This is a genomic window from Roseovarius sp. M141, from assembly GCF_024355225.1.
In the GTDB taxonomy this organism is placed as follows: Bacteria; Pseudomonadota; Alphaproteobacteria; order Rhodobacterales; family Rhodobacteraceae; genus Roseovarius.
In genome coordinates this window covers 2,821,075-2,844,692 of sequence record NZ_VCNH01000008.1, presented here as the reverse complement: position 1 = coordinate 2,844,692, position 23,618 = coordinate 2,821,075, and the positions used below count along the sequence as shown (strand labels likewise).

Annotated in this window: 18 protein-coding genes, 5 pseudogenes and 1 other annotated feature; of the genes and pseudogenes, 15 read left to right on the top strand and 8 right to left on the bottom strand. The window is 60.8% G+C overall.

Going from position 1 to position 23,618, the window contains the following annotated elements; translation table 11 throughout:
• Window positions 1–44: 44 nt before the first annotated feature.
• The 5 genes from FGD77_RS17680 to bhcA all read right to left on the bottom strand — a co-directional run bounded on the left by FGD77_RS17680 (window position 45) and on the right by bhcA (window position 6,755).
• The gene (locus FGD77_RS17680) at window positions 45–2,321 is read right to left on the bottom strand and encodes an NADP-dependent malic enzyme (RefSeq protein ID WP_255011710.1); all 2,277 of its coding nucleotides are present in this window, start codon (window positions 2,319–2,321) and stop codon (window positions 45–47) included.
• A gap of 63 nt (window positions 2,322–2,384) precedes the next feature.
• Window positions 2,385–3,353, bottom strand: coding sequence for an iminosuccinate reductase BhcD (gene bhcD / locus FGD77_RS17675; RefSeq protein WP_255011707.1), 969 nt, complete (start codon window positions 3,351–3,353; stop codon window positions 2,385–2,387).
• A 67-nt stretch (window positions 3,354–3,420) separates the two neighbouring features.
• Entirely contained in the window at window positions 3,421–4,584 is a 1,164-nt protein-coding gene (gene bhcC, locus FGD77_RS17670) for a 3-hydroxy-D-aspartate aldolase BhcC (protein WP_255011704.1), read from the bottom strand.
• Window positions 4,585–4,599: 15 nt separating this feature from the next.
• Entirely contained in the window at window positions 4,600–5,565 is a 966-nt protein-coding gene (gene bhcB, locus FGD77_RS17665; RefSeq protein WP_255011702.1) for a beta-hydroxyaspartate dehydratase BhcB, read from the bottom strand.
• Entirely contained in the window at window positions 5,565–6,755 is a 1,191-nt protein-coding gene (bhcA, locus tag FGD77_RS17660; RefSeq protein ID WP_255011700.1) for an L-aspartate--glyoxylate aminotransferase BhcA, read from the bottom strand. The genes bhcB and bhcA overlap by 1 nt, the downstream gene beginning before the upstream one ends.
• A gap of 198 nt (window positions 6,756–6,953) precedes the next feature.
• Between bhcA and bhcR the strand changes: the two genes are divergently transcribed.
• On the top strand, window positions 6,954–7,775 hold the full coding sequence (gene bhcR, locus FGD77_RS17655) for an HTH-type transcriptional regulator BhcR (RefSeq protein ID WP_255011698.1): 822 nt from the start codon (window positions 6,954–6,956) through the stop codon (window positions 7,773–7,775).
• 10 nt (window positions 7,776–7,785) lie between these two features.
• Here the strand turns inward: bhcR and FGD77_RS17650 are convergent, their stop codons facing one another.
• On the bottom strand, window positions 7,786–8,613 hold the full coding sequence (locus FGD77_RS17650; RefSeq protein WP_255011696.1) for a bifunctional allantoicase/(S)-ureidoglycine aminohydrolase: 828 nt from the start codon (window positions 8,611–8,613) through the stop codon (window positions 7,786–7,788).
• A 364-nt stretch (window positions 8,614–8,977) separates the two neighbouring features.
• A complete protein-coding gene (locus FGD77_RS22500; RefSeq protein ID WP_369682768.1) occupies window positions 8,978–9,367 on the bottom strand; it encodes a PAAR domain-containing protein in 390 nt (129 codons plus the stop codon).
• A gap of 150 nt (window positions 9,368–9,517) precedes the next feature.
• On the opposite strand from FGD77_RS22500, the pseudogene FGD77_RS17645 reads away from it, so the two are divergent.
• A pseudogene (locus FGD77_RS17645) lies at window positions 9,518–10,049 on the top strand (transposase); the annotation flags it as partial.
• A gap of 262 nt (window positions 10,050–10,311) precedes the next feature.
• Here the strand turns inward: FGD77_RS17645 and FGD77_RS17640 are convergent.
• Window positions 10,312–11,260: pseudogene (locus FGD77_RS17640) on the bottom strand (IS110 family transposase).
• A gap of 89 nt (window positions 11,261–11,349) precedes the next feature.
• Here FGD77_RS17640 and FGD77_RS17635 point away from each other — a divergent pair.
• From FGD77_RS17635 to FGD77_RS17575, 13 genes and pseudogenes are all read left to right on the top strand, one after another.
• A pseudogene (locus FGD77_RS17635) lies at window positions 11,350–11,460 on the top strand (IS5/IS1182 family transposase); the annotation flags it as partial.
• 1,016 nt (window positions 11,461–12,476) lie between these two features.
• On the top strand, window positions 12,477–13,271 hold the full coding sequence (locus FGD77_RS17630) for a hypothetical protein (protein ID WP_255011693.1): 795 nt from the start codon (window positions 12,477–12,479) through the stop codon (window positions 13,269–13,271).
• 83 nt (window positions 13,272–13,354) lie between these two features.
• Window positions 13,355–14,059: a hypothetical protein gene (locus FGD77_RS17625; RefSeq protein ID WP_255011690.1), complete on the top strand. Its 705-nt coding sequence runs from the start codon at window positions 13,355–13,357 to the stop codon at window positions 14,057–14,059.
• A 28-nt stretch (window positions 14,060–14,087) separates the two neighbouring features.
• Window positions 14,088–14,579 carry a hypothetical protein gene (locus FGD77_RS17620; protein ID WP_255011687.1) on the top strand — a complete coding sequence of 164 codons (492 nt, stop codon included), beginning with the start codon at window positions 14,088–14,090 and terminating at the stop codon, window positions 14,577–14,579.
• A 113-nt stretch (window positions 14,580–14,692) separates the two neighbouring features.
• Window positions 14,693–15,998: pseudogene (locus tag FGD77_RS17615) on the top strand (IS3 family transposase).
• Window positions 14,972–15,088 (top strand) — a sequence feature (AL1L pseudoknot). It overlaps the preceding pseudogene by 117 nt.
• Window positions 15,992–16,210 (top strand): annotated as a pseudogene (locus FGD77_RS17610) (IS6 family transposase); the annotation flags it as partial. The pseudogenes FGD77_RS17615 and FGD77_RS17610, both read left to right, overlap by 7 nt.
• A 185-nt stretch (window positions 16,211–16,395) precedes the next feature.
• Window positions 16,396–17,286 carry a proline iminopeptidase-family hydrolase gene (locus tag FGD77_RS17605; RefSeq protein ID WP_255011684.1) on the top strand — a complete coding sequence of 297 codons (891 nt, stop codon included), beginning with the start codon at window positions 16,396–16,398 and terminating at the stop codon, window positions 17,284–17,286.
• On the top strand, window positions 17,283–18,227 hold the full coding sequence (locus FGD77_RS17600) for a proline iminopeptidase-family hydrolase (RefSeq protein ID WP_255011682.1): 945 nt from the start codon (window positions 17,283–17,285) through the stop codon (window positions 18,225–18,227). Before FGD77_RS17605 ends, FGD77_RS17600 begins: the two co-directional genes overlap by 4 nt.
• Entirely contained in the window at window positions 18,224–19,162 is a 939-nt protein-coding gene (locus FGD77_RS17595) for an ABC transporter permease (protein ID WP_255011679.1), read from the top strand. The genes FGD77_RS17600 and FGD77_RS17595 overlap by 4 nt, the downstream gene beginning before the upstream one ends.
• Window positions 19,159–20,013 (top strand): ABC transporter permease, encoded by an 855-nt coding sequence (locus FGD77_RS17590; protein WP_255011678.1) that lies wholly within the window; start codon window positions 19,159–19,161, stop codon window positions 20,011–20,013. The genes FGD77_RS17595 and FGD77_RS17590 overlap by 4 nt, the downstream gene beginning before the upstream one ends.
• The gene (locus FGD77_RS17585; protein ID WP_255011677.1) at window positions 20,010–21,014 is read left to right on the top strand and encodes an ABC transporter ATP-binding protein; all 1,005 of its coding nucleotides are present in this window, start codon (window positions 20,010–20,012) and stop codon (window positions 21,012–21,014) included. Before FGD77_RS17590 ends, FGD77_RS17585 begins: the two co-directional genes overlap by 4 nt.
• Entirely contained in the window at window positions 21,011–22,066 is a 1,056-nt protein-coding gene (locus FGD77_RS17580; RefSeq protein WP_255011670.1) for an ABC transporter ATP-binding protein, read from the top strand. The genes FGD77_RS17585 and FGD77_RS17580 overlap by 4 nt, the downstream gene beginning before the upstream one ends.
• Window positions 22,053–23,570, top strand: a complete 1,518-nt coding sequence (locus tag FGD77_RS17575) for an ABC transporter substrate-binding protein (RefSeq protein WP_255011662.1) — start codon at window positions 22,053–22,055, stop codon at window positions 23,568–23,570. Before FGD77_RS17580 ends, FGD77_RS17575 begins: the two co-directional genes overlap by 14 nt.
• The last annotated feature ends 48 nt before the right edge of the window (window positions 23,571–23,618 follow it).

Here is a 23,618-nt window from a genome sequence, read left to right as displayed (position 1 = left end):
GGGGCCGCACCGATCCTCCACCCGTTCGGCGCCCCGGTTTGTTTTCAGCCGTAGCTTGCGACCGCCGATCCGGCGAGCGCGGCGGTATTGAGCAGGCCGCGCACGGTGATCGAGGGCGTGACGATATGCACGCGGTTGCCCATCCCCATCAGGACCGGCCCGACCTCAAGTCCGCCGGCGACGGATTTCAGGATGTTGCGCGTCGCGCCTGCGGCATCGGTATTGGCAAAGATCAACACGTTGGCCTTGCCCGTCATGCGCCCGCCGGGGAACAGCCGCTCGCGCAGGTCGGGGTCCAGCGCAGCATCGGTGTGCATCTCGCCCTCGTATTCGAAATTCGGCGCCTGCGCGTCCAAGATATCGAGCGCACCGCGCATCGCGTAGCCGGTGGGGCAGGCCAGATTGCCGAATTGCGAGCCTGAACAAAGCGCGATTTTGGGTTCGATCCCGAAGCGGCGCACATGGCGCGCAGCGGCCAGAACGGTCTCTGCCAACTGCTCAGGGGTGGGCGTGATGTTCACATGCGTGTCGGCGACAAAGAGCGGCCCCTGATCGAGAATCATAAGCGACAGCGCGCCAACGGGGTGCAGATCACCATCGCTCAGCACTTGCTGGGCATAGTTCAGATGCCAGCGGTAATCGCCGAACGTGCCGCAGATCATGCTGTCGGCGTCGCCGCGCTGTACCATGATCGCCGCAATCGCCGTGGTGTTGGTGCGCAGCACCGCCTTGGCCAGATCGGGCGTAATACCACGCCGGGCCATGATCTGGTGATAGCTCTGCCAATAGTCGCGATAGCGCGGGTCGTTCTGCGGGTTGACCAGTTCGAAATCGGTGCCGGGCCGCAGGGTCAGACCCTCACGTTCGATCCGTGCGGCGATGACGTCGGGGCGCCCGATCAGGATGGGGGTATCGATGCCATCTTCGATCATCGACTGGGCGGCGCGCAGCACGCGCTCATCCTCGCCCTCGGCAAAGACGATGCGGCGACTGGACGCGCGCGCGGCGTCAAAGACGCGACGCATGATGGTGTGCGACTTGAATACCTCGCCCTGTAGGCGGGTCTGGTAATCCTTGAGGTTCAGTTCGCGTGTCGCCACGCCGGATTCGATCGCCGCACGCGCGACAGCAGTCGCGATGGTCGGCAAAAGGCGCGGATCAAACGGCTTGGGGATCAGGTATTCCGGCCCGAAGGTCAGCCGCTCGCCGCGATAGGCCGCTCCGACCTCGGCCGAAGTGGTGGCACGCGCAAGGCCCGCAATCGCCTCGACACAAGCCAGCTTCATCGCGTCGTTGATCTCGGTCGCGCCGGCGTCCAACGCCCCGCGAAAGATGAACGGGAAGCACAGCACGTTGTTGACCTGATTGGGATAATCCGAACGGCCCGTGGCGATCAGCGCGCCCGGCGCGGCGGCGCGCGCGTCTTCCGGCATGATTTCGGGCGTGGGGTTGGCCAGCGCAAAGATGATCGGGTCATCCGCCATCTTGCGCACCATGTCCTGCGTCAGCAGGCCGGGGCCGGACACACCGAGGAACAGATCGGCCCCCGCCATCGCATCGTCCGTCGTGCGCATGACGGTGTCGCGCGCGAATTCCTGCTTTTGCTCGTTGAGGTCGCTGCGCCCGGTATGCACGACGCCCTTGCTGTCCAGCATGGTGATATTGTCGCGTTTGACGCCCATTACTATCAGCATCTTGAGGCAGGCGATGCCCGCCGCACCGGCGCCGAGGGCGACGACCTTGATATCCTCGATCTTCTTGCCCGCAACGATCAGCGCGTTATGCGCCGCAGCCGAGGCAACGATGGCCGTGCCGTGCTGGTCGTCGTGAAAGACGGGGATGTTCATCCGCTCGCGGCAGAGCTTTTCGACGATGAAACACTCGGGCGCCTTGATGTCTTCGAGGTTGACGGCGCCGAATGTCGGCTCCAGCCTCGCGACCAGATCGGCCAGCTTTTCGGGATCGGTCTCGTTCACTTCGATGTCGAAACAATCGATGCCGGCGAACTTCTTGAACAGGACCGCCTTGCCCTCCATCACAGGCTTGGACGCCTGCGCGCCGATATTGCCCAGCCCCAGAACGGCGGTGCCGTTCGAGATGACGGCGACCAGATTGCCCTTGGAGGTATAGCGCGCCGCATCCGCCGGGTTTTTCTCGATCTCAAGGCAGGCATCGGCGACGCCGGGCGAATACGCGTTCGACAGATCGCGGCCCGTCGCCATGGGTTTCGTCGCGCGGATCTCCAGCTTGCCGGGGCGCGGAAATTCGTGGTAATCCAGCGCCTCCTGCTGGCGGTCTGTTTTCAGCTCGTCCTTGGGCATTTCTTCATATCTCTCTATTGCAGTGCCGCCGGGTTTTGCCCCGGCGGTCAGTTGTTGTCGGGCTTAGAAATCCACCTGAACGGCAATCCCGCGCTTGACGGCTTCGTCGACCACGGCGGATGCGACCGCCAGATCCTGAAGGCCGACGCCGGTGCCGTCGAACAGGGTGATTTCGTCCTCGGACGTGCGGCCGGGATGGTCGCCATTGATGACCGCGCCGATTTCGTTGATGTGTTCTTTCTTGATCGTCATGTCGATGATCGCATGCTGGAATTCGCCCAGCGTCACCGACTGTTCGATTTCATCCGTGAACAGGGTTGCGCGGCCCAGGATATTGTTCATGTCGACTTCGCGCTTGCCTTTGGTATCGGTGCCCATGCACGCGATATGCGTACCCGGCTTGATGTGGGTGCCATTCAGAATCGCGGCGTAGCTCGACGTGATCGTGACAATCACGTCGGACTGCGCGCCCAGTTCTTCCAGCGACACGGACTCGAACGGCAGGCCCAGATCCTTGGCCGTCTGCTCCAGCGTCGCCAGCTTCTCGGGCGAGCGGTTCCAGGCGACGACGCGCTCGAAATCGCGTTGCTCGGCCACGGCTTGCAGTTGGAATTTCGCCTGATGGCCGGCACCGACGATGCCCAGCACCTTGGCATCCTTGCGGGCCAGATGCGCGACCGACACGGCAGCGGCGGCGGCGGTGCGCAGCGCGGTCAACAGGTTGCCGCCCACGACGGCGCGGCATTTGCCGGTTTCGGCGTCGAACAGGAAAATCGTGGACTGGTGGTTCGTCAGCCCCTTGTCGGCGTTGCCGGGCCAGTAGCCGCCTGATTTCAGGCCCAGATTCAGCGCCGCACGGTCAAAGCCCGACTTGAACCCGTATAGCGCATCGGCGTGGCCGATCGCCTCGCGGATGACGGGGAAGTTATAGGCCGATTTGGCCGACATGGAGGCGAATACCTTTTCCACGGCGTCAAAGCTTTGTTCGCGCGTGACCAGATCGGCGATTTCCGTCTCGGGGACGATATACATGAAATATCTCTGTTATTTAGGGGTTTGGGCGGCAGGGGCGATCATCGCCCCCGCCGTTCAACCGGTTTCAGTAAGCCTTGCCGCGGGCCGACACGGGCCAGAGGGTTTCGACCTTGCCGGCGCGCACGCCGACATACCAGTCATGTACGTTCGCGGTCGGATCGCAGTGACCCGGCACCAATTTCAACTTGTCGTTGACCTTCAGCACGCCCTTGGGGTCGGCGACGACGCCATGCTCGTCCGAGCATTTGATGTATTCCACATCGTCGCGCCCATAGATGAAGGGCAGGCCGCTATCGACCGACTGTGCCTTGAGGCCGGCATCGACGATGGCCTTGTCGGCCTTGGCGTGGCTCATCACGCTGGTCAGGATGAAGAACGCGTTTTCCCATTCGCCCGCGTCGATCCGGTTGCCGTCCTTGTCGAGGATACGGCCATAATCGGCATCCATGAAGGCGTAGGAGCCGCACTGAAGCTCGTTATAGACGCCCGAGTTGCTCTCGAAGTAATAGGACCCCGTGCCGCCACCCGACACCAGGTCGCAGTCGATGCCTTCGGCCTTCAGCCCGTCGATGGCGTCCTTGACCTGTGCGATGGCCGCGTCGAGTTTCGCCTGACGGTCGTCAAAGCTGTCCATGTGCTGCATCGCGCCCTGATAGGCCTGAATGCCCTTGAAGGTCAGGTTCTTGGCGTCGCGCACGGCCTTGCCGATCGTAACGACGGCGTCGGTGGTGGTCACGCCGCAACGGCCCGCGCCGCAGTCGATTTCGATGAACACGCCCAGATCGGTGCCGTGCTTTTGCGCCGCTGCCGACAGGTCGGCGATGTTGTCGACGTCATCGACGCAGACGATGATCTCGCTGCCGCGCTTCGGAAGTCGCGCCAGGCGGTCGATCTTGGCCGGGTCGCGGACCTGATTGGAAACGAGGATTTCCTTGATGCCGGCACGCGCGAATACCTCGGCCTCGCTGACCTTCTGACAGCAGACGCCGACAGCGCCGCCCAGTTCCATTTGTAGCTTCAGCACGTCGACGGATTTGTGCATCTTGCCATGCGCGCGGTGACGCATGCCGTGGGCCTTGGCGTAATCACCCATCTTCTTGATGTTGCGTTCCAGCGCGTCCAGATCGAGGATCAGGCAGGGCGTCTGGATGTCCGCCTCGTCCATGCCGGGCAGGGCAGGGACGTCAAAGCCCACTTCGAGGCCGTCGAAATTTTCATGTTTGGTCATTGTCTGGGGTTCCCTTTACTTGAGCCACGGCAGCAGATCGAGATCCACGTTGCCGCCGGTGATGATGACGCCCACGCGTTTGCCGGCGAATGCGTCCTTGTTTTTCAGGATGGTCGCCAGCGGGACCGATGAACTGGCCTCGGCCACGATGCGCAGATGTTTCCAGGTGATCTTCATCGCCTCGATGATCTCGTCCTCGCTGGCGGTCAGGATGTCGCTGACGTGATTGCTGACGAAATGCCATGTCAGATCCTTCAGCGGCACCTTCAGCCCGTCGGCGATTGTTTCGGGCGCGTCGTCGGCGATGATGTGACCCGCCTTGAAGCTGCGATAGGCGTCGTCGGCCTGCTCCGGCTCTGCCGCGATGATCTGCGTCCTGGGCGCGATATTCGACAGGGTCAGGCAGGTGCCGGAAATCATGCCGCCGCCGCCGATGGGGGCGACGACGATATCAAGGCCGCCGGTCTGTTCCATCAGTTCCTTGGCGCAGGTTCCCTGACCCGCGATGACGCGCGGATCGTTATAGGGATGCACAAAATCGCCGCCGGTCTGCTCCTGCACCTTGGCAAAGGTTTCCTCGCGCGAGGTGGTGGATGGCTCGCATTCGGTGATCTTGCCGCCATAGCGGCGCACGGTGTCCTTCTTGGCCTGCGGGGCGGTGTGAGGCATGACCACGTTGCAGGGAATCCCCCGCAACATGGCCGCATAGCTGAGGCAGGAGGCGTGGTTGCCCGAGGAATGGGTCGCCACGCCCTTTGCGGCCTGCGCCTCGTCCAGCCCGAACACCGCGTTGCTGGCGCCGCGCACCTTGAACGCGCCCGGCTCCTGAAAGTTCTCGCATTTGAAGAACAGTTCGGCGCCGGTCAATTCGTTGAGGTAATCCGACGTGCGCACCGGCGTGTGCCGGATATAGGGCTTGATCCGCTCATGCGCGGCCTCGACGTCGCTATAGGTGGGAATATACATGGCGGCGTCCTTCATCACGCAGCCGCCTGCAGGCTTTGGACGCTTTGGTTGCGATAGAAATCCTGCGCAGCCGCGACACCCGATCCCAGTTGGATATCGAGGCCCAGATCGACCATCACCATCTCGGCGGTTGCGACGCCACTGAGGGCCAGAACGTCCGTCAGCATGCCCAGATGCCCGATGCGGAACACTTTGCCTGCAACCTCGCCCAGACCGACGCCGTAAGCGACGCCGTATTTCTCGGCGGCGTGGGTGACGATATCAGTCGCGTTGAACCCGTCGGGTGTGCAGATCGCGCTGACCGTGTCGGAATAAAGGTCAGGGCTGGCGGCGCACAGGTCCAGACCCCATGCGCCGACCGCGCGGCGCACACCCTCGGCGATGCGGTGATGACGGGCAAAGACATTCTCCAGCCCCTCGTTCAACAGCATCTGCGTGGACAGCTTCAGTCCATTCAGCAGCCCGACGGCAGGCGTGTAGGGATAGGCGTTGTTCGAATACCCCTTGGCCATGTCGCGGATGTCAAAGAAAGTGCGCGGCAGATTGGCCGTCTCGATCGCTGCGCGCGCCTTGGGCGACAGCGCCACGATGGCAAGGCCCGCAGGCAGCATGAAGCCCTTTTGGCTGCCGGTCACGGCGATATCGACGCCCCATTCGTCCATGCGGAAATCCATCGACGCGATGGAGCTGACCCCGTCGACCAGCAAGAGGGCTGGATGACCGGCCGCGTCGAGCGCGGCGCGCACGGCGCCGATGTCGGATTTCACGCCTGTTGCCGTCTCGTTATGCGTGGCCAGAACGGCCCTGATCTGATGCCCGGTATCGGCGGTCAGGATTTCCTCGTAGCGGTCGGCGGGCAAGCCCTGACCCCAAGGTGTTTCGACGATTTGCACGTCCAGCGCATGACGCTGGCACATGTCGATCCAGCGATGGCTGAACATGCCGTTGCGCGCTGCCAGCACCTTGTCACCGGTGCTGAGCGTGTTGGTGATTGCGGTTTCCCAGCCGCCCGTTCCGGTGGACGGAAAGACAAAAATCTCGGCGGCATCGCTTTTGAGGATCTTTTTGACCCCGGCCAGCGCTGGATGCAGGATCTCTCCGAACAGGGGCGAGCGGTGGTCGATCGTCGGCATGTCAGCCGCTTTGCGAAGCTCCTCCGGCATGTTGGTGGGTCCGGGGATGAAAACGGGGTTTTGCAAGCTCATTCTATGCCCTCCTATGGCGTTGTTGACGACAATAGGACGCAGGCTGCAATCGCCATACTTTTTTGAAATGGAATTTCAATATGTTGATAAATCGTTAAAAACAATGAAATTACAAAATGATAGATTTTTTCATTGTGTGGAATTAATTTTCAATTATAGAATGAAAGAGATATCGGAATTTCATTAAAGGGGGCCGCAATGGCACAGGAACCAAGGCGCAAGGGTCGCCCCAAGAGCTTTTACGACAAACCTGCACAAGGGGTGATCCAGTCGCTGGATCGCGCGCTCGACGTGCTGGATCTGCTGGCGGCGCAGCCGGGGCTGACCCTGACCGAAATCGCCAATGAGCTGGCGCAGTCGCCCGCCACCATGCACCGGGTTCTCGGCACGCTTGAGGCGCGCAATTTTGTCGAGGCGGATCGTCACAATCAGACTTGGTGGATCGGCGCGATGGCGTTTCGGCTCGGCTCGGCCTTCCTGCGGCGCAGCGATCTGGTCGAGCGCAGCCGGCCCATGATGCGCGACTTGATGGAAAAGACGGGCGAGACATCGAATCTGGGGATTGAGATGAACGGCAATGTCATGTTCGTCAGTCAGGTCGAAACGCATGAGACAATTCGCGCCTTTTTCCCGCCTGGCACCCAGTCGCCGATGCACGCTTCGGGGATCGGCAAGGCGCTGTTGTCACATTTCACGCCCGAGCGTCTTGCCGGGCTGTTCCGCGACGGTCGGCTGGAGGCATTCACGCGTAACACGATGACGTCGCCAGACGGGCTCAAGGCCGAACTTGCCCGTACCCGCGCGCGCGGCTGGGCCTTTGATAACGAGGAAAAGACGGTGGGCATGCGCTGCGTCGCCGCCCCGATCATCAACATGTTCGGAGAGGTGATTGCAGGCATTTCGGTGTCCGGCCCCACGCAGCGCATGACGGAAACCCGCATCCACTCGATCGCCGCGCAGGTCCAGTCCGCCGCCCAGGAGCTGTCCCGCAGCCTGGGTGCGCCGGACGGTGCGACGTGATAGGCGTGCCTTAACCCTTGGGGAAGGGCATGTGACGGTTCACGTCCTTATACAGCAGGTAGCGGAACGGCCCCGGACCGCCCGCATAGCAAGCCTGCGGGCAAAAGGCCCGCAGCCACATGTAATCGCCTGCCTCGACCTCGACCCAGTCCTGATTCAAACGATAGACCGCCTTGCCTTCCAGCACGTATAGCCCGTGCTCCATCACATGGGTTTCCGCGAACGGAATGACGCCGCCGGGCTGAAAGGTCACGACGGTCACATGCATGTCGTGGCGCAGATCCTCGGGATCGACGAAACGTGTGGTGGCCCAGACGCCGCCGGTGTCGGGCATCTCGGTCGGGGCGATGTCGTTTTCGTTCAGAACCAGCGGTTCGGGCGTATCCAGCCCTTCGAGCGCCTGATAGACCTTGCGCACCCAGTGGAACCGCGCAGCAGCTGCACTGGTGTTGCGCAGGCTCCATTCCGTGTTCGCGGGGATGTAGGCATAGCCGCCTTCGACCATGCTGTGCATCTTACCGGCGATGGTGACGTCGATGGCGCCCTCGACCACGAAGAGGACCGATTGAATGCCTGCTTCGGTTTCCGGGCGGTCGCTTCCGCCGCCGGGTGCGACTTCGGCGATGTATTGCGAGAACGTCTCGGCAAAGCCCGATAGCGGCCGTGCCAGCACCCAGAATCGCGCCTGATCCCAGAACGGCAGAAAGCTTGCCACGATGTCGCTGAACGTACCTTTGGGGATGACCGCATAAGCATCGGTGAACATCGCCCGATCGGTCAAAAGTTGCGTCTGAGGGGGCAGCCCGCCCGTCGGTGCGTAATAGGTGCGGTTCGTCATCAATTCATCCTGCGCTAATTTGTTAACGCATAACATGACGTTGACGCGCTGTGGGCAAGGCGTTTCCCGCCTTGAACGGCACGAAGGCATTTCTTGCAACGCCTGATAATCCCGAGACTGAGAAGCGTGGAGTTCCGCGAGACGACACGAGACTGACAAGGTGGGGTTAAGATGGGGCTGTTGCATTAACTAAAACCCTGACTTCATGCGGGCAGGGCAAATCTGTATTTAGCCGTTCTGTGAGTCAGTGTGTCCACATATAGTCCGCGATTTGCAATTTATCGATCAACTTCCAAACCATTCAGATTAATGCAACAGTTCCCCTTGAGGCGTGGCGGGTTCCGCCGCCTCGCTCTGCCTTGCCTCAGCCGCCATCGTCTGCCAACACATTCGGAGAGCCTGCCTCCATCGTCCCGCCACAATAAATCCCGTTCCCGATCCGGGCCAACGGACGACCATTCACAGACACGGTGGGCGATTCGCCCGCGACGGCCCGGCCATGTGGTGAATAACTACGACAGCCATGTGCCGCTACGGCATCACCTTGTCGCAGAGCGGGGACGTCGTTGATGTCAACATTCGGGCTACCAACTGTAGCGACAGAAGGTGGAAAACAGCCGTGGCCGGAGGCATTGTCGGTCTTGCGAGAAGTTGAGGGCACGATGAATGCCCCCCCTTTTGTCAAAGATGGCTCTGCGACTCGTTGACGCCCGCCAAGGTATCCTGACGACCGCGCCAAAGCCGGATTATGCATCATAAGGCAATTAATCATGCACATTCGCATTATATCGAACGGCGCGTTTCAACCCTCAGCCAATCCTTCTAACCTAGGCTCTGGACCCATTGATTGGCTTGAAGCTACGAGTCCTTGATGATTCAAGCTCCCGGAGTGATGGGGGGGCTGATGAGCAATCTTTACGGGCTGAGCGAAGATCAGATAGCGCGGCTTCGGCCATATTTCCGAAGAGCCATGGGGTGCCGCGTGTCGGCGACCGGCGCGTTCTGAGTGGCATTATCGTCATAAATCGCAATGGGTTGCTCTGGCGCGATGCTCCCCGGGAGTATGGTCCGCACAAGACCCTCTACAACCGCTGGAAACGGTGGAGCGACATGGGGTGTTCGCGCGAATCATGACGGGCCTGGCCGCCGAGGCACCCGACCACAAGACAATCTCGATTGATGCAACCTATCCGCTGCCCGGCAGGGGTTTGCCTACAAACCACGAGAGGGTCAAAGCACACCGCACGGCCTCGAGCCTGCGGGTGAAAAAGGGGGCATGGACGTCTGATAGGGCGAACGAAGGGCGGCATGACCCGTTGCCCGGCAGGCAATTGGAACAATCGACGAGAGGGACGAAGCTGCATGCTGTCACCGACACGATTGGACGGCCGCTCAAGTTCTTCATGACCGCAGGCCAGGTCAGCGACTTCTGTGGTTGCCGCCCGTGATGCAAGAATTTTTTGACCCTACTTGCGCGTGATCGAGTGCGAACTTCTGTCAGGCCTCGTGATGCGGCACTTCCATTAGCCGCGGGCCGGGATGGTGATCAGCGGATTGGGTCCAAATCTACACCTCGAGCTTTCAGCTCGTATCGCTGAACTGGTTTTCTCAATCCGGATCTGTTCGATCATTTTGCCCATTCAGGTCGTCGTCTTCTCACACCCCCTTGGCACCGTCGCTAGCGGTTCGACATGCGCATCATGCCGCGACTGCCAGCGCCGGATCCTTGTAATCCTCGTTTTTTGTTAACATCGCCCAGATCTGCCGCGCCATCTTGTTGGCCAGCGCGATTGCGACCAGCATGGTGGGTTTGCGCGCTAACATGCGTGACAGCCAGTTGCCCTGCGCAAGAGTGCGCCGCCCAAGCCAGCCCAGTCGCGACATTGCGCCCATGACCAGAAGGCGTCGGATGTCGGCCTGACCGGCTTTGGTCATCCGCCCCAAGCGCTCCTTGCCGCCCGAGGAATGCTGCCTGGGTACAAGGCCCAACCAAGCCGCAAAGTTGCGCCCGGTTTTAAAATGCGCCATGTCGGGCCCGAAAGCTTCCACCGCGATGGCCGTCAGCGGGCCGACGCCTGGCATGGTCTGCAGTCGGCGCCAGCAGGTCCTGGCACTCCTCCCGGATCAGCGCGGGCAAATCTGAAGTATCATCGTCCACAAGCGCTGTCATGCGATCAAGGTAGCGTATTCCTACGGGAAAGACGTCGCCATGCTCATACAGCAGAGCCCGCAAGGCGTTCACATCCGCGGTGCGCTGATGAACTAGCCGCTCCCGGCCACGGAAAACCGCCGCGCGGGACTGCTGCTCAACTGTCTTGGGCTCCACGAAGCGCATCTCGGCCTGGCGGGCCGCGATGACGATCGCCTCAGCATCGGCGGCGTCATTCTTCTGGCGCTTCACGAACGGGCGCACGTATTGCGGCGCGATCAGCTTCACCTCGTGCCCAAGCGCTTCCATTTCGCGCGCCCAGTAGTGCGCGCCACCACAGGCTTCGAAGATGATCAGGCAGGGGGCCTGCTGGGCCATGAACGCGGGGAACTGCTGTCGCGTAAGTTTCTTGCGAAACTGCACCTCCCCCGAACGCAGGGCTGCGTGGACCTGAAAAACATTTTTTGCCAGATCGACTCCGATCATCATATCGTTCATCTCGCCGTCCTCTCTGTTGTGTGGCCTTGAACACCACAACCTTGGCACATTGCGATGCCGTCGGGGAGGGCGGCAACCACTCCATCTAAACCGGGGCCAAGGCTTTGGTGAACGGCCTGCCCGCGACCGACTGGCTGCCGGGAGATCGGGGATACGACGCGAACTGGTTCCGCGAGGCCCTGATAGAAAAGGGAATAAGGCCACTTCTGGGCGGTACCCTTCCGCGTGTCCAGATCGATGCGGGCCCCTGGATGATCCTGCCCGACCGCGCACCGCTCGACCCTATCGCCGTTGCGGACCTTGCCGCAGGCATCCCCGAAGCTGACCCCGATGCGCGGTCGGACGCACTGGCCAAGGCGGCGCTGGATGCGATGGATGTTGGTGACGAAACGGGGGGCGGCCTTTTCGGGGGCGTCAGCATCATGCCCAACGATGACGATGCGACCCATTACGCGCTTGCACTTCTGATTGAACGCCACGCACAGCTCGGTCCGGTGTTCTGGGCGCTGTCCGCCGATAATTGTGCTGCCGACGGGGCTGTGGATGAGGATGCCGAAACCCTGCGCCGCCATCTGCGGGGGCTCAACCTCATCTGCCTCGCGCGGCGCCCGCGCCCCCGGCATCCTGTCGTGACAGGCTATGAGGAGGTCGGGTTTCGCCATGCCGACGGCCGGGTGATGGCGGCGCTGGCACCACTTTTGCAACCCGAACAGATCGTGCGGATGCTCGGCCCCGCTCGGGCCCTCTTTGCCGTGGTGCCGGACCTTTCCGATGTACCCGATGGGTCCGCGTCTCACGTGGTCCATGTAGATCCCCCTTCGCCCGAAGATATCGAAATGAAACTTGTCGAAGCCGACAGGCCGCTCACCTTGGAAGCGCGGCAGGTGGATCTTCTCGAAGACGCCCGCGCGGTGCCGCTCGACGCGGCCATTGCGCGCCACCTCACCCAGGCGGACCCGGCGGTGGCTGCAATGGACTCTGAACACGTACGTTACCGCGTGCGCGACTTGCGCCGTGCGGTAATCGCCCGCACGCCACTGCGGTCGGACCGGCACGTCGCCGACATGGTCGAGATCGCCTGGCACCATGACGTAAAGGTGTTGGACCGGCCTGACGTGGTCGCGACACTCAATCGCCCGGGCTGGTCACAGGAAAGGAAATGTACGACACTGCGCTGCATGCTGCTGTCCGCCCCCAAGACGCGAAAGCCTACCTGATGCCTCAAGATGCCCCGCTGAGCACCACCAGCTCCTCATTCTCCTCCGTAGGGACATGTCCGGACAATTGCGAAGAGGCGATGGCGCAGGCGCACGATGAAGTGAACCAGATCAGGCGGCAGGGGCCGGGAGCGGTGGACTTCAACATGGCGGAAGGGTCCTACCGCGAAGTACCCGCCGAGGTCATGCGCAACGGGCGCATAACGCAGGCCTATAGCGATCTTGCCCGCGACATGCCCGAGAACCACTGGGTGCGGCTTGCCTCCTACGTTTCGGTGCAGGGCGGGTGCGCGATGCGGCAGTTCACGAACCCCTCGCAGAACTGGCCGGGCGCGGTATCCGACTTCCCGCAAAACGGGCTGGCCGCCTTGGGGGATGCCAACGTGGCGATATTCGAGAGCATCTATCCGCCCAATCGCATGGCCGCGAATTGCGGCATCGACCGGTTTCTGGAATGTGTCGAGAATGGCGAGATAGAGGTCAACGAGAACATCGTGAGAGCGATGAAGCAGATGCGAGACGGGGATTTGCGCCGCGCGGCGAACACCATCGCACGTTATGAGCAGGAGGAGGTCGTCCAACCGGTCTATGCGCGTTGGCCAGGCACGTTCCAGACGATGGCGGCAATCGACACCGTCAATGTGTTTCAAGACATGACCTCGATTCCCATTGCCAGGACCTGCACGCGCGACGGGTTGGTTCCGCTTGAGGGAAGCATCTCGAATCCCCGTGACAGAGTGGATTATTACGAAGCGCTCCTGAATGAGATGTATCGGATTGAGGGTATCAATTGAGCCGGCGCCAATGGATCATCATTTTTGGGCTGGGTGCTCTGATCGGGATCGCGATATTAGGTTATGGAATGAGAGGTGAACAGATGGCCAAACCCGCAGTGGAGCTGGTCGTAGGGCTGAACGATACCGTTTCGGACTTTTCCAAGAGCAACGGATTGGATCGCGAAGCCGATTATCATGGGCGGTCGGACCAAGGCATCTTCGCCTTTCAGGCGCGCGCCTCGGTCAGCAGCGATCCGGACGGGTATATCGTCACTTACAAGAGCGGCGGCTGCGGTGCCACGCTGCCCGCCGGGCGTTACGTTCAGATCGGTTATGTCGGGCCGAAGATCGACGGCATTACCTCCGTGCTGCCGATGGAGCCGCTGGAGTTCGAGGATGCCCGCGCCATGGCCGAGGATATCTACCGCAGGCTCGAGCAGGGCGGGTGGGAGACGAAGCGATACCGCCCCGAGGTCAGCCCGCAATCTATTGCCGAGACGATCGGCACGACGCCTCGTCATACCTATGCCCTGATGGTCGGATGCGGCGATGACGAGGCGCGCGTTTCCATCGTGATCAAATACTACAACGCTCTGCCGCCCGGTCCCAGCGCGCCGCCGGTTCCGGGAACGCCGTTACCGGACGACTATCCCGACCGATACATCCTGACCGTCGGGTGGCTGACTTATCCATCCGATTTTTACGATCTCCTCGAAGCGCGTCGCGAAGCCATTACCGGCGACAGGAACAAGGACATAGGTATCGATATCTGGCTGGACGATCCCGACTGGCGGCCGGAGAAGTGATCTGCGGCGCGGAGCTCCGGCGCTTTCGGTGGCGGTCATCGGTGCGATTCAGGACGTGTGGTGGGTCTGGGACCGTGACGATGCATCGGAAAATATCGTAATGGAGCCTCTCAAAGTGCTGACGAGTCATCTTCTCGACACCATCACGGATTTCCAGAAGCGCAACGGCATCGACCTCCAGAACGATCTCGATGGGCAGAAGGATATAGGCGCTCTCTATTTCGAGACGCCCGCCTCGGCCACCGAGGGGCCGGACGGCTATGCAATCCGCTGCAGCGATGACCAGTGCGATCCGGTGGAAATACCGCCGGGGCGCATCATCGTGGTCCGTTACACGGCCCTGTGGCTGGACAGCTTGAGGTCGGTGCTGCCGATGGAGCCGCTACCCTTCGAAGAGGCCGGTGCGCTCGCGCAGGCGATCCACGACAGAATGATTGAGGCGGGCTGGGAGCGGTATGCCTACCGGCCTGATTATATGGCCCGGGGCGGCGTCTACCAGTCTCCGGCCGCAGCGGCATAAGCCCGCTGTAGGTCGCGAGGACATCGGAGCGTAAGGGGGCAGGGAGAAGTTTGGCGCAACTGAACCGCGCCGGGTTTGCCGGAGGCTCCAACTCATGAATAGGATGGAGCATCATGAACAAAACAACGAACAAATATTCCCCGAAGTGCGCGAACGAGCCGTTCGCATGGTTTTGGACAATCAAGGGCAGCATGAGAGCCGCTGGTCGGCGATCCTGTCAATTTCGTCGAAGATTGGCTGCGCACCACAAACGCTGAACGAGTGGGTCAAAAAGGTCGAAGTTGATACGGGCCAGCGTGGCGGCGCCACGACCGAGATGGCAGAGAAGATGAAGGCCTTGGAACGCGAGGTTCGCGAACTCAAGCAAGCCAACGAGATCCTTCCAAGGCATCAGCGTATTTTGCCCAGGCGGAGCTCGACCGCCCGTTCAAACGATGATCCAGTTCATAGAAGTACACCGTACCGATCTTGGGGTCGAGCCAATCTGCCGCGCGTTGCCGATTGCCCCAGCGACGTTTTACGACCATCTGGCCAAGCGATCGGATCCGTCGCGTCTGTCGGCGCGGGCGCAGCGTGATACTGAACTGAAGCCCGAGATCGAGCGGGTATTTGAGGAAAACCTCCGCGTGTATGGCGTGAGAAAGGTCTGGCATCAGATGCGCAGGGAAGGCTTTGCCATTGCACGTTGCACCGCTTCCCGCCTCATGAAGGATATTGAGATCGAGGGCGTCATTCGTGGCAAGAAGCCCAGAACGACGACCCCCGACAAAGCACTGGCGTGCCCGCTGGACCGGGTGAACCGCCAGTTCCATGCGCCCGCGCCGAACGTGCTGTGGGATCGTTCTTTGTCCGCCACTGGTCCAAGGACAATGGACGATGACTTCACATATGTCGCGACCTAGCGGGGCTTTGTCTACGTTGCCTTCGTGATCGATGTGTTTGCCCGTCGGATCGTCGGTTGGCGGGCAAGCCGCACGGCACGCCGACTTCGTCTTGGATGCTTTGGAGCGAGCCATTCATCAACGCAGGCCCGCGCAGGACAAGCTCGTGCATCATTCGGACCGCGGATCGCAATATTTGTCGATTAAATACACAGAGCGGTTGGCCGAAGCCAAAATAGCACCTTCGGTTGGCAGCGTCGGGGATGCCTATGACAATGCCTTGGCCGAGATCAATGGCTTGTTCAAAGCCGAAGTCAAACGTCCCCGTGGGCCTTGGCCGGACTTTAAGGCTGTCGAGTATGCCACGCTCGAATGGCTCGACTGGTTCAATAACCGCCGTCTTCTCGAACCCATCGGGAACATCCCACCAGCCGAGGCAGAGGCAAAGTTCTATACAGCTCTGGAAAGATCAGACATCGCCGCGTTGCTAAGACAAATCAGCCTCGGGCGAACCCGGCGCGGTTCAGATGCTGGTTGAACAGTAGGGCAGAGAATTTGCATCTGCCGTTTCGAAGACAGGAGCGGGCGATGTTACGTTTCAGGCGATTGCGAAGCCGACAGAAGTTGGCCTCCGGTCACGCCTCCCTCTACAATCATTTAGATCAGGAGCGCAGCCTCTCAAGTCGACCCATTTTCAAGCTGAACCGCGCCGCCGCTCTTGCCGAGCGGCGCGGTCTCTGCGCGTCATAAGAGACAGCGACACTGTCTATTCGGAGACTGCTTCGAATCTGTCTGGCAGCACCGACCGGACTGCCGCTCTATCAGACTGACTTTGGTGGACTATACCGAATCCGCCGAGCGTCTATCAAAATTGATAGGTGGACGCCCACTCATCACTGCCGCTAGCATCGCGATGAAAATGAGAGGAATCCGTTATGTGGTCAGAAATCCAGCCGGATGACGTGCAGGACGTCACGGTAGACGGTTACACCGTCAAAACCTACAGCTTTGGCAACGGCGACAATGTCGTGCTCTGCGCAAATGGCGGGCCGGGACTGCCCTGCGACTACCTGCGAGACTCGCATTCGTGCCTTGCTGAAAAAGGATACCGGGTCGTCGCGTGGGACCAATTGGGCACCGGCGCGTCGGATCGACCGACCGATCCCGCCCTTTGGACCATCCAGCGCTATGTGGAAGAGACCGAGACAGTGCGCACGGCGCTGGGCCTCGGTAAAGTGCATTTCATCGGCCAATCATGGGGCGGCTGGCTGGGCATAGAGTATGCGCTGACCTATCCTGATAGCCTGAAAACGCTGATACTTGAAAACACGGCTGCCGACATTCCGCATCTGGTGTCCGAGTTGAACCGCCTGCGCGACGCCTTGGGGTCTGAGACGGTGGCGATGATGCAGCGCCACGAAGCGATGGGAACGCTGGATCATCCTGAATATCAGGCGGCTGTCACGCTGCTGAATTATCGCCATGTTTGCCGGTTGGATGAATGGCCTGCGCCGGTGAAACGCTCGCTGGATGATTGGAATATGGGGCCATACGAAACGATGCAGGGGCCGAACGAATTTCTGTATACTGGTAACATGGCAAACTGGAATCGCATCCCGGACATGCACAAGATCAAGGTGCCGTGCCTTATCACCACCGGCCAGCATGACGAACTGACCCCTGCTTGCGCGCGGCGCATGAAGGAGGTGCTGCCCGATGTCGAGTTGCATGTTTTCCCTAACAGCAGCCACATGCCCTTCTTTGAAGAACCGCACGCCTACTATCCGGCATTGCTGAAATTTCTTGAGAGGACGTCGACGGCATGATTTCTGGAATGGCCGAAACGGGGCGTCTGACCCATGGTTTTCGCGTTTGGGATGATCGCGCTGCCGACGAAGTAACGCAGATCGAGACGCCGCATGGTCGCGTGACGGCCTATAGCTATGGCACGGGCGAGCGGGTGCTCTTTTGCCTCAATGGCGGGCCGGGTCTGCCCAGTGACTATCTGCGCGACCCGCATGTGCCGCTGGCGGATGAGGGATTTCGTGTGGTCACCTATGATCAGCTCGGCACCGGCGCGTCTGACGCACCCACCGATCCAGCTTTGTGGGAAATCACCCGCTACGCGGATGAGGTTGAGGCGGTGCTGGATGCGCTTGGACTCGGATCTGTGCATTTTCTAGGCCATTCTTGGGGCGGCTGGTGCGGTATTGAATATGCCCTGCGTCATCCGGCCCGTCTGCGTAGCATGATATTGGCCAATACCTGTGCCGACATGCCGCATCTACTGCAACAGATTGAGCGGCACCGAAATGCGCTGGGTTCGGAGACGGTCATGATGATGCAGCGATACGAGGCGATGGGATGGTTCGATCATCCAGCCTACGCGGCGGCGATCACCTTGCTTGATCACCGCCATATCCGGCGTCTGAATGAGCGTCCAAAACCCGTTCAAAGGTCCAAGGAGGGCTTCAACTATCCGATCTTCGAAACCATGCAGGGCGCGAACGAGTACCACTACACCGGCAACCTGAAAGACTGGAACCGGCTGGGCGCTCTCAAGGATTTCAACTGGCCCTGTTTCGTTATTCAGGGCACGCATGACGCCTTGGCACCTGTCTGCGGCATGAGAATGCATCAGGTGCTGCCCGACTCGCAGATCGAGATTTTTGCCAATTCCTCGCATTCACCCTTTTACGAAGAGCCCGAGGCCTATCGCGCCGCGCTCACGGCGTTTCTCGACCGCGTTGACGGGGTATCCGGATGAGCCGATACCGCTTTGTCCTCTACCGTCCGTTTCAGCTGATTCCGGTCTTGGTGGGCATAAGTATCATCACGTTTGTGATGGTTCGCTCGATCCCCGGTGATCCGGCGCGTGTCCTTCTAGGGCCGCGCACGACCGAAGAGGCGCTGCGCCGTGTGCGCGAGCAGTTTGGTCTGAACGAGCCGCTTTGGCTGCAATATTTCTACTTCGTCAAGAACCTCTTCAAGGGCGAGTTGGGCAAGTCTATCCTCTACAAGGTCGACGTGCTCAAGCTGATCGCGACACGGATCGAACCGACGCTGGTGCTGGTTATCGGCAGCGTGCTGCTGGCGCTGTTGATCGCGACACCGATGGCGGCCATTGCGGCGCGGCGGCGGGGCGGTTGGGCTGATCACCTGATCCGCATCATCTCGACCGCCGGGCTTGGATTTCCGGCGTTCTGGCTGGGAATCATGCTGATACTTTTGTTCAGCGTGCAACTGGGCTGGTTCCCGGTGACAGGTTATGGCCGCACGTTTTGGGCCAAGGTGCATCATATGGTTCTGCCGTGCCTGACGTCCGGTTTGGCGCTGGCGGCCGTTCTCACACGCAACCTGCGCGCCTCGATCCTGGCCGAGTTGCAATCGGATCAGGCCACTGCCGCGCGCGCGCGGGGGCTGTCTGAAAATACGGTGTTCTGGCGTCATGTCGTACCAAACTCCCTTGTGCCTACAGTGAACCTCCTGGCCGTCAATATCGGTTGGCTCATCAGCGGATCGGTCGTGATCGAGACGGTGTTTGCAATCCCCGGCATGGGGCAGCTTCTGGTACGGGGCATCTTTACCCGAGACTACATGGTGGTGCAGGGCGTCGCGATGGTCTTTGCTTGCGCGACAGTGCTGGTGAATTTCCTCGCCGATATCCTGACCGTCACGATCGATCCGAGGATCAAGCTATGAGCCGCGCGCAGATCCGTGCCCGCGCGTGGGCCATCCGCTGGCCATTTGCCAGCCGCGTCACGCCGCTGGCGCTGGGCGCTGCTATCCTGATCGCATGGCTGCTGATCGCGCTGTTTGCGCCGCTGTTGGCGCCCTATGATCCAATATATCAGGATGCGACGGTGCGGTTGCAAGCGCCCTCATGGGCGCATCCCCTGGGCACCGACAATTTCGGGCGGGACATGCTGTCGCGCGTGATATGGGGCGGCCGGATCGATCTGCAGATCGCCCTGTTTGGCGTCGTCTTCCCCTTTATCCTCGGCACGATCATTGGCAGTGTCTCGGGTTTTTTCGGCGGCTGGGTGGATACAGTTTTCATGCGGGTGGTTGACGTGGTCCTCGCCTTTCCATTCCTCGTGTTGATGCTGGCGATCATCACCATCATCGGCCCCGGTCTGGGCAGCTTCTACATCGCGATGGCGCTGGTCGGTTGGGTGTCCTATGCCCGCCTCATCCGCGCGCAGTTTCTGGTGCTGAAAAAGTCGGATTTCGCGATGGCCGCAGTCAGCCTAGGGTATAGCAACACGCGCGTGATGTTTCGCCATATCATGCCCAACGCCATCCTCGGGTCGGTCGTGTTTTCGATGTCGGATGCAGTGCTGGTGCTGCTGAACGGCGCGGCGATCAGCTATCTTGGCCTTGGTGTGCAGCCACCGGTCGCGGAATGGGGCGTGATGATTGCCGAAGGGCAGGGGTTCATCACAACCGCCTGGTGGATCACCACCTTTCCCGGCATTGCCATCGTCACGCTGGCCATGGGGTTCAGCCTGATGGCTGACGGTCTTGGCGAAGCTTTGGGGGTGCGCGAATGAGCGATCCGGCCAAACCCGTGCTGAGCGTGCGGGATCTCAGCGTCGCATATGAGGGCGCCGACGCCTCGCATTCCATCATTGAATCTGTGTCGTTCGATCTGCGCCCCGGTGAGATATTGGGCATCGTCGGCGAGTCGGGCTCGGGCAAGAGCGTGACTTGCCGCGCGCTGATCCGCCTTTTACCCAGCAGTCGGCTCAAGGTGACGGGCGGCTCGGTGCAGCTAAGTGATGGGCGCGACGTTCTAGCTATGTCTGCAAAGGATCTGCCGCAGGTGAGGGGCCGCCGGATCGGGATGATCTTTCAAAACCCGGCCAGCCATCTCGATCCGGTCATGACGATAGGGCGCCAGATCGCCGAGAGTATCCGGCATCATCAGGGCGTCGGTCGGCGCGATGCATGGGCGCGGATGCTCGAAATTCTGCGTCAGGTCGGTATCCCCGATCCCGAGGGGCGGGCCAACGCTTATGCCCATGAGTTTTCGGGCGGAATGCGCCAGCGGGCGATGATCGCTGTGGCGCTGGCCTGCGATCCCGAGATCCTCATCGCGGACGAGCCGACAACGGCGCTCGACGTTACGGTACAGGCGCAGATCCTGCGCCTCTTGCAGCAACTCCGCGATGAGCGTGGTCTGTCGATCATCTTTATCACCCACGATCTGGGTGTGGTCTATCAACTCTGCGATACCGTCGCCGTGATGTATGCCGGCCGCATCTGTGAATACGGTCCAAAACACCAGGTGATCCGCAAGCCGCGCCACCACTACACAGCGGGTCTGGTCGCCTGCCAGCCCAGTTCCGACGGGGGCAGCGGGCCGGTGCATACCATATCGGGCCAGCCGCCGACCGCTGGCCGCATGCCCAGCGGATGCCGGTTTCATCCGCGCTGCGAAGCGGGCGATGCGCTGTGCAAGGCCGAGCAGCCCGCGTTGATCGAGGCAGAGCCGGGGCATGCGCGCGCCTGCCATCATCCGGTCGTCGCCAACGCGGAGGCCGAGGCATGAGCGCTGAGACGCTTTTGGATGTGCGCGATCTGAGCGTCGAGTTCCCGATGGCGCGCGCGCGCTTCGGCGTTGGCTCCAAGCGCAGCCTGCGCGCAGTCAGCAATGTGTCGATGAGTGTCGCGGCAGGCGAAACAGTTGGCCTCGTCGGCGAGTCGGGCAGTGGCAAAAGCACCTTCGGCCGCGCCATCCTGCGTTTGGGAGAGTTGACAGGTGGCCAAGTATTGCTGGACGGGCAGGACATGGCCCACGCTCGCGGCGCCGATCTGGCACGGCTGCGGCGGGAAACCGCAATGATCTTTCAGGACCCCTATGGCGCGCTCAATCCGCGGATGACGGTCCGCCAAACCATTGCTGAGGTGCTGCGCGTCCATGACAAAGTCGCGGCAGGCGACATCAAGACGCGCGTGGGCGAGTTGATGGACCTGGTCGGTCTCGACCGCTCGCTCATGAGCCGCCGGTCGGGCGATCTGAGCGGCGGGCAATGCCAGCGCATCGGCATCGCGCGCGCACTTGCTATCGAACCTCGTTTGATCGTTGCTGATGAATGCGTCGCCGCGCTGGACGTGTCAATCCAAGGGCAGATCATCAATCTTCTGATGGATCTGGGTCAGCGGATGGATCTTGGCATGATCTTTATCGCGCATGATCTGGCGATGGTGCGGCGCCTGTGCGACCGGATTGCTGTGATGTATCTGGGCCGGATCGTCGAAGAGGGGCCGACAGAAGAGGTCTTTGCCAATCCGAGTCACCCCTACACCCGCTCCTTGATCGAGGCGATCCCCGAGATCGACCCGGACCGGAGCCTGCCCATGCATCCGCTGGCGGGAGAACCTCCCAGCCCCGTCAACTTGCCCAAGGGCTGTGCGTTTCATCCGCGCTGCCCACTGGCGAGGCCCGAATGTCGCGCCACTGTGCCGCCCTTGGCGGGCGCTGGTGCGCATCGCGCCGCCTGCATTCTTGCACCGGGCGGCACCCTGAACAAGGCAGGGGAAAACCTGCCAGAAACGACAGACAGAACCCCAACAGAGAGGATGGAAAATGCTGAAAGGTAAATTTACCCGCTATCTAGCCGCCGCAGCCGTTGCCGCGTTGATGACAGGTACCAGCGTCGCCGAGGCCGCAGGCGTGCTGACGATTGGTCGGCGCGAAGATGGCACGACCTTCGATCCTATTGCGACGGCTCAGAATATCGACTTCTGGGTATTCTCGAACGTCTATGACGTGCTGGTGCGCGTTGATAAATCCGGCACCAAGCTAGAGCCGGGCCTGGCCGAAAGTTGGACCGTGTCCGAGGACGGTACCGAATATACCTTCAAGCTGCGCGAAGCCAAATTCTCGGACGGTACGGACATTACTTCGGAGGACGCCAAGTTTTCGCTGACCCGCATCCGCGACGATGCAAGCTCGCTCTGGAGCGACAGCTATCAGATCATCGAGAGCATGGAGACACCTGACGAACATACGCTGGTGGTCAAGCTGTCCGGCCCGTCGGCGCCGTTCATGGCCTCGCTCGCAATGCCGGGTGCATCGATCCTGTCCAAGGCCGGGATGGAGGAAATGGGCGCCGAGGCCTATGCGGAGCGCCCTATCGGATCGGGCGCGTTTTCGGTCGAGGAGTGGCTGCGCGGTGACCGCGTGATCCTAACGAAAAACCCGCATTTCTGGGAGGCGGACCGCGTCAGCCTGGACGGGGTGGAGTGGATATCTATCCCCGACGATAACACGCGTATCCTGAAGGTTCAGGCAGGCGAGATCGACGCGGCCATCTTTGTGCCTTTCGCACGGATAGAGGATCTGAAAACCGATCCGAACCTGAAGGTGCTGTTGGATCAATCCACGCGCGAGGATCATCTGCTGATCAATCACGAACATGGCGCGCTGGCCCAGAAAGAGGTGCGCCAGGCGCTGGATATGGCCATCGACAAGCAGGCGATCGTTGACGCCGTCACCTTCGGCATCGGCGAGGTGGCGTATTCCTACATCCCCAAGGGATCGCTTTACCACTATGCGGACAACCTTCAGCGACCCTACAACCCCGAGAAAGCCAAGCAGATGCTGGCAGACGCGGGCGCCAGTGATCTTACCTTGGATTATCTGGTCAGGGCCGGCGATCAGGTTGACGAACAGATTGCCGTCCTTCTTCAGCAGCAACTGGGCCTCGCGGGTATAACCGTCAATCTGCGCAAGATGGATCCCAGCCAGACATGGGATATGCTGGTCGCGGGTGAATACGATATCTCCGTGATGTATTGGACCAAGGATGTGATCGATCCCGATCAAAAGACCACCTTCGTTTTGGGCCACGATTCAAACCAGAATTATATGACCCGCTACAATAACCCGGAGGTCAAGGATCTGGTGGCAGCGGCCCGTGTTGAAATGGACGAGGCCAAGCGCGAGGCGATGTATGTCGACCTGCAGAAGATGGCCAAAGAGGACGTCAACTGGATCGATCTCTATTACAGCCCCTATCGCAACGTGGCCCAGTCAAATATCGAAGGGTTTTTCCAGAACCCGTTGGGCCGCTTTTTCCTTGAAGATACGGTGAAAAACTGAGGCGATATTTTGAGTGTCGGCGGATGGCTCCGCCGACACTTTACTATT

Coding starts and splice junctions, on each gene's coding strand:
- FGD77_RS17680 (WP_255011710.1), bottom strand. CDS start 2,321: ATGCCCAAGGACGAGCTGAAAACAGACCGCCAGCAGGAGGCGCTGGAT.
- bhcD (WP_255011707.1), bottom strand. CDS start 3,353: ATGTATATCGTCCCCGAGACGGAAATCGCCGATCTGGTCACGCGCGAA.
- bhcC (WP_255011704.1), bottom strand. CDS start 4,584: ATGACCAAACATGAAAATTTCGACGGCCTCGAAGTGGGCTTTGACGTC.
- bhcB (WP_255011702.1), bottom strand. CDS start 5,565: ATGAAGGACGCCGCCATGTATATTCCCACCTATAGCGACGTCGAGGCC.
- bhcA (WP_255011700.1), bottom strand. CDS start 6,755: ATGAGCTTGCAAAACCCCGTTTTCATCCCCGGACCCACCAACATGCCG.
- bhcR (WP_255011698.1), top strand. CDS start 6,954: ATGGCACAGGAACCAAGGCGCAAGGGTCGCCCCAAGAGCTTTTACGAC.
- FGD77_RS17650 (WP_255011696.1), bottom strand. CDS start 8,613: ATGACGAACCGCACCTATTACGCACCGACGGGCGGGCTGCCCCCTCAG.
- FGD77_RS22500 (WP_369682768.1), bottom strand. CDS start 9,367: ATGCATAATCCGGCTTTGGCGCGGTCGTCAGGATACCTTGGCGGGCGT.
- FGD77_RS17630 (WP_255011693.1), top strand. CDS start 12,477: ATGCCTCAAGATGCCCCGCTGAGCACCACCAGCTCCTCATTCTCCTCC.
- FGD77_RS17625 (WP_255011690.1), top strand. CDS start 13,355: ATGGCCAAACCCGCAGTGGAGCTGGTCGTAGGGCTGAACGATACCGTT.
- FGD77_RS17605 (WP_255011684.1), top strand. CDS start 16,396: ATGTGGTCAGAAATCCAGCCGGATGACGTGCAGGACGTCACGGTAGAC.
- FGD77_RS17600 (WP_255011682.1), top strand. CDS start 17,283: ATGATTTCTGGAATGGCCGAAACGGGGCGTCTGACCCATGGTTTTCGC.
- FGD77_RS17595 (WP_255011679.1), top strand. CDS start 18,224: ATGAGCCGATACCGCTTTGTCCTCTACCGTCCGTTTCAGCTGATTCCG.
- FGD77_RS17590 (WP_255011678.1), top strand. CDS start 19,159: ATGAGCCGCGCGCAGATCCGTGCCCGCGCGTGGGCCATCCGCTGGCCA.
- FGD77_RS17585 (WP_255011677.1), top strand. CDS start 20,010: ATGAGCGATCCGGCCAAACCCGTGCTGAGCGTGCGGGATCTCAGCGTC.
- FGD77_RS17580 (WP_255011670.1), top strand. CDS start 21,011: ATGAGCGCTGAGACGCTTTTGGATGTGCGCGATCTGAGCGTCGAGTTC.
- FGD77_RS17575 (WP_255011662.1), top strand. CDS start 22,053: ATGCTGAAAGGTAAATTTACCCGCTATCTAGCCGCCGCAGCCGTTGCC.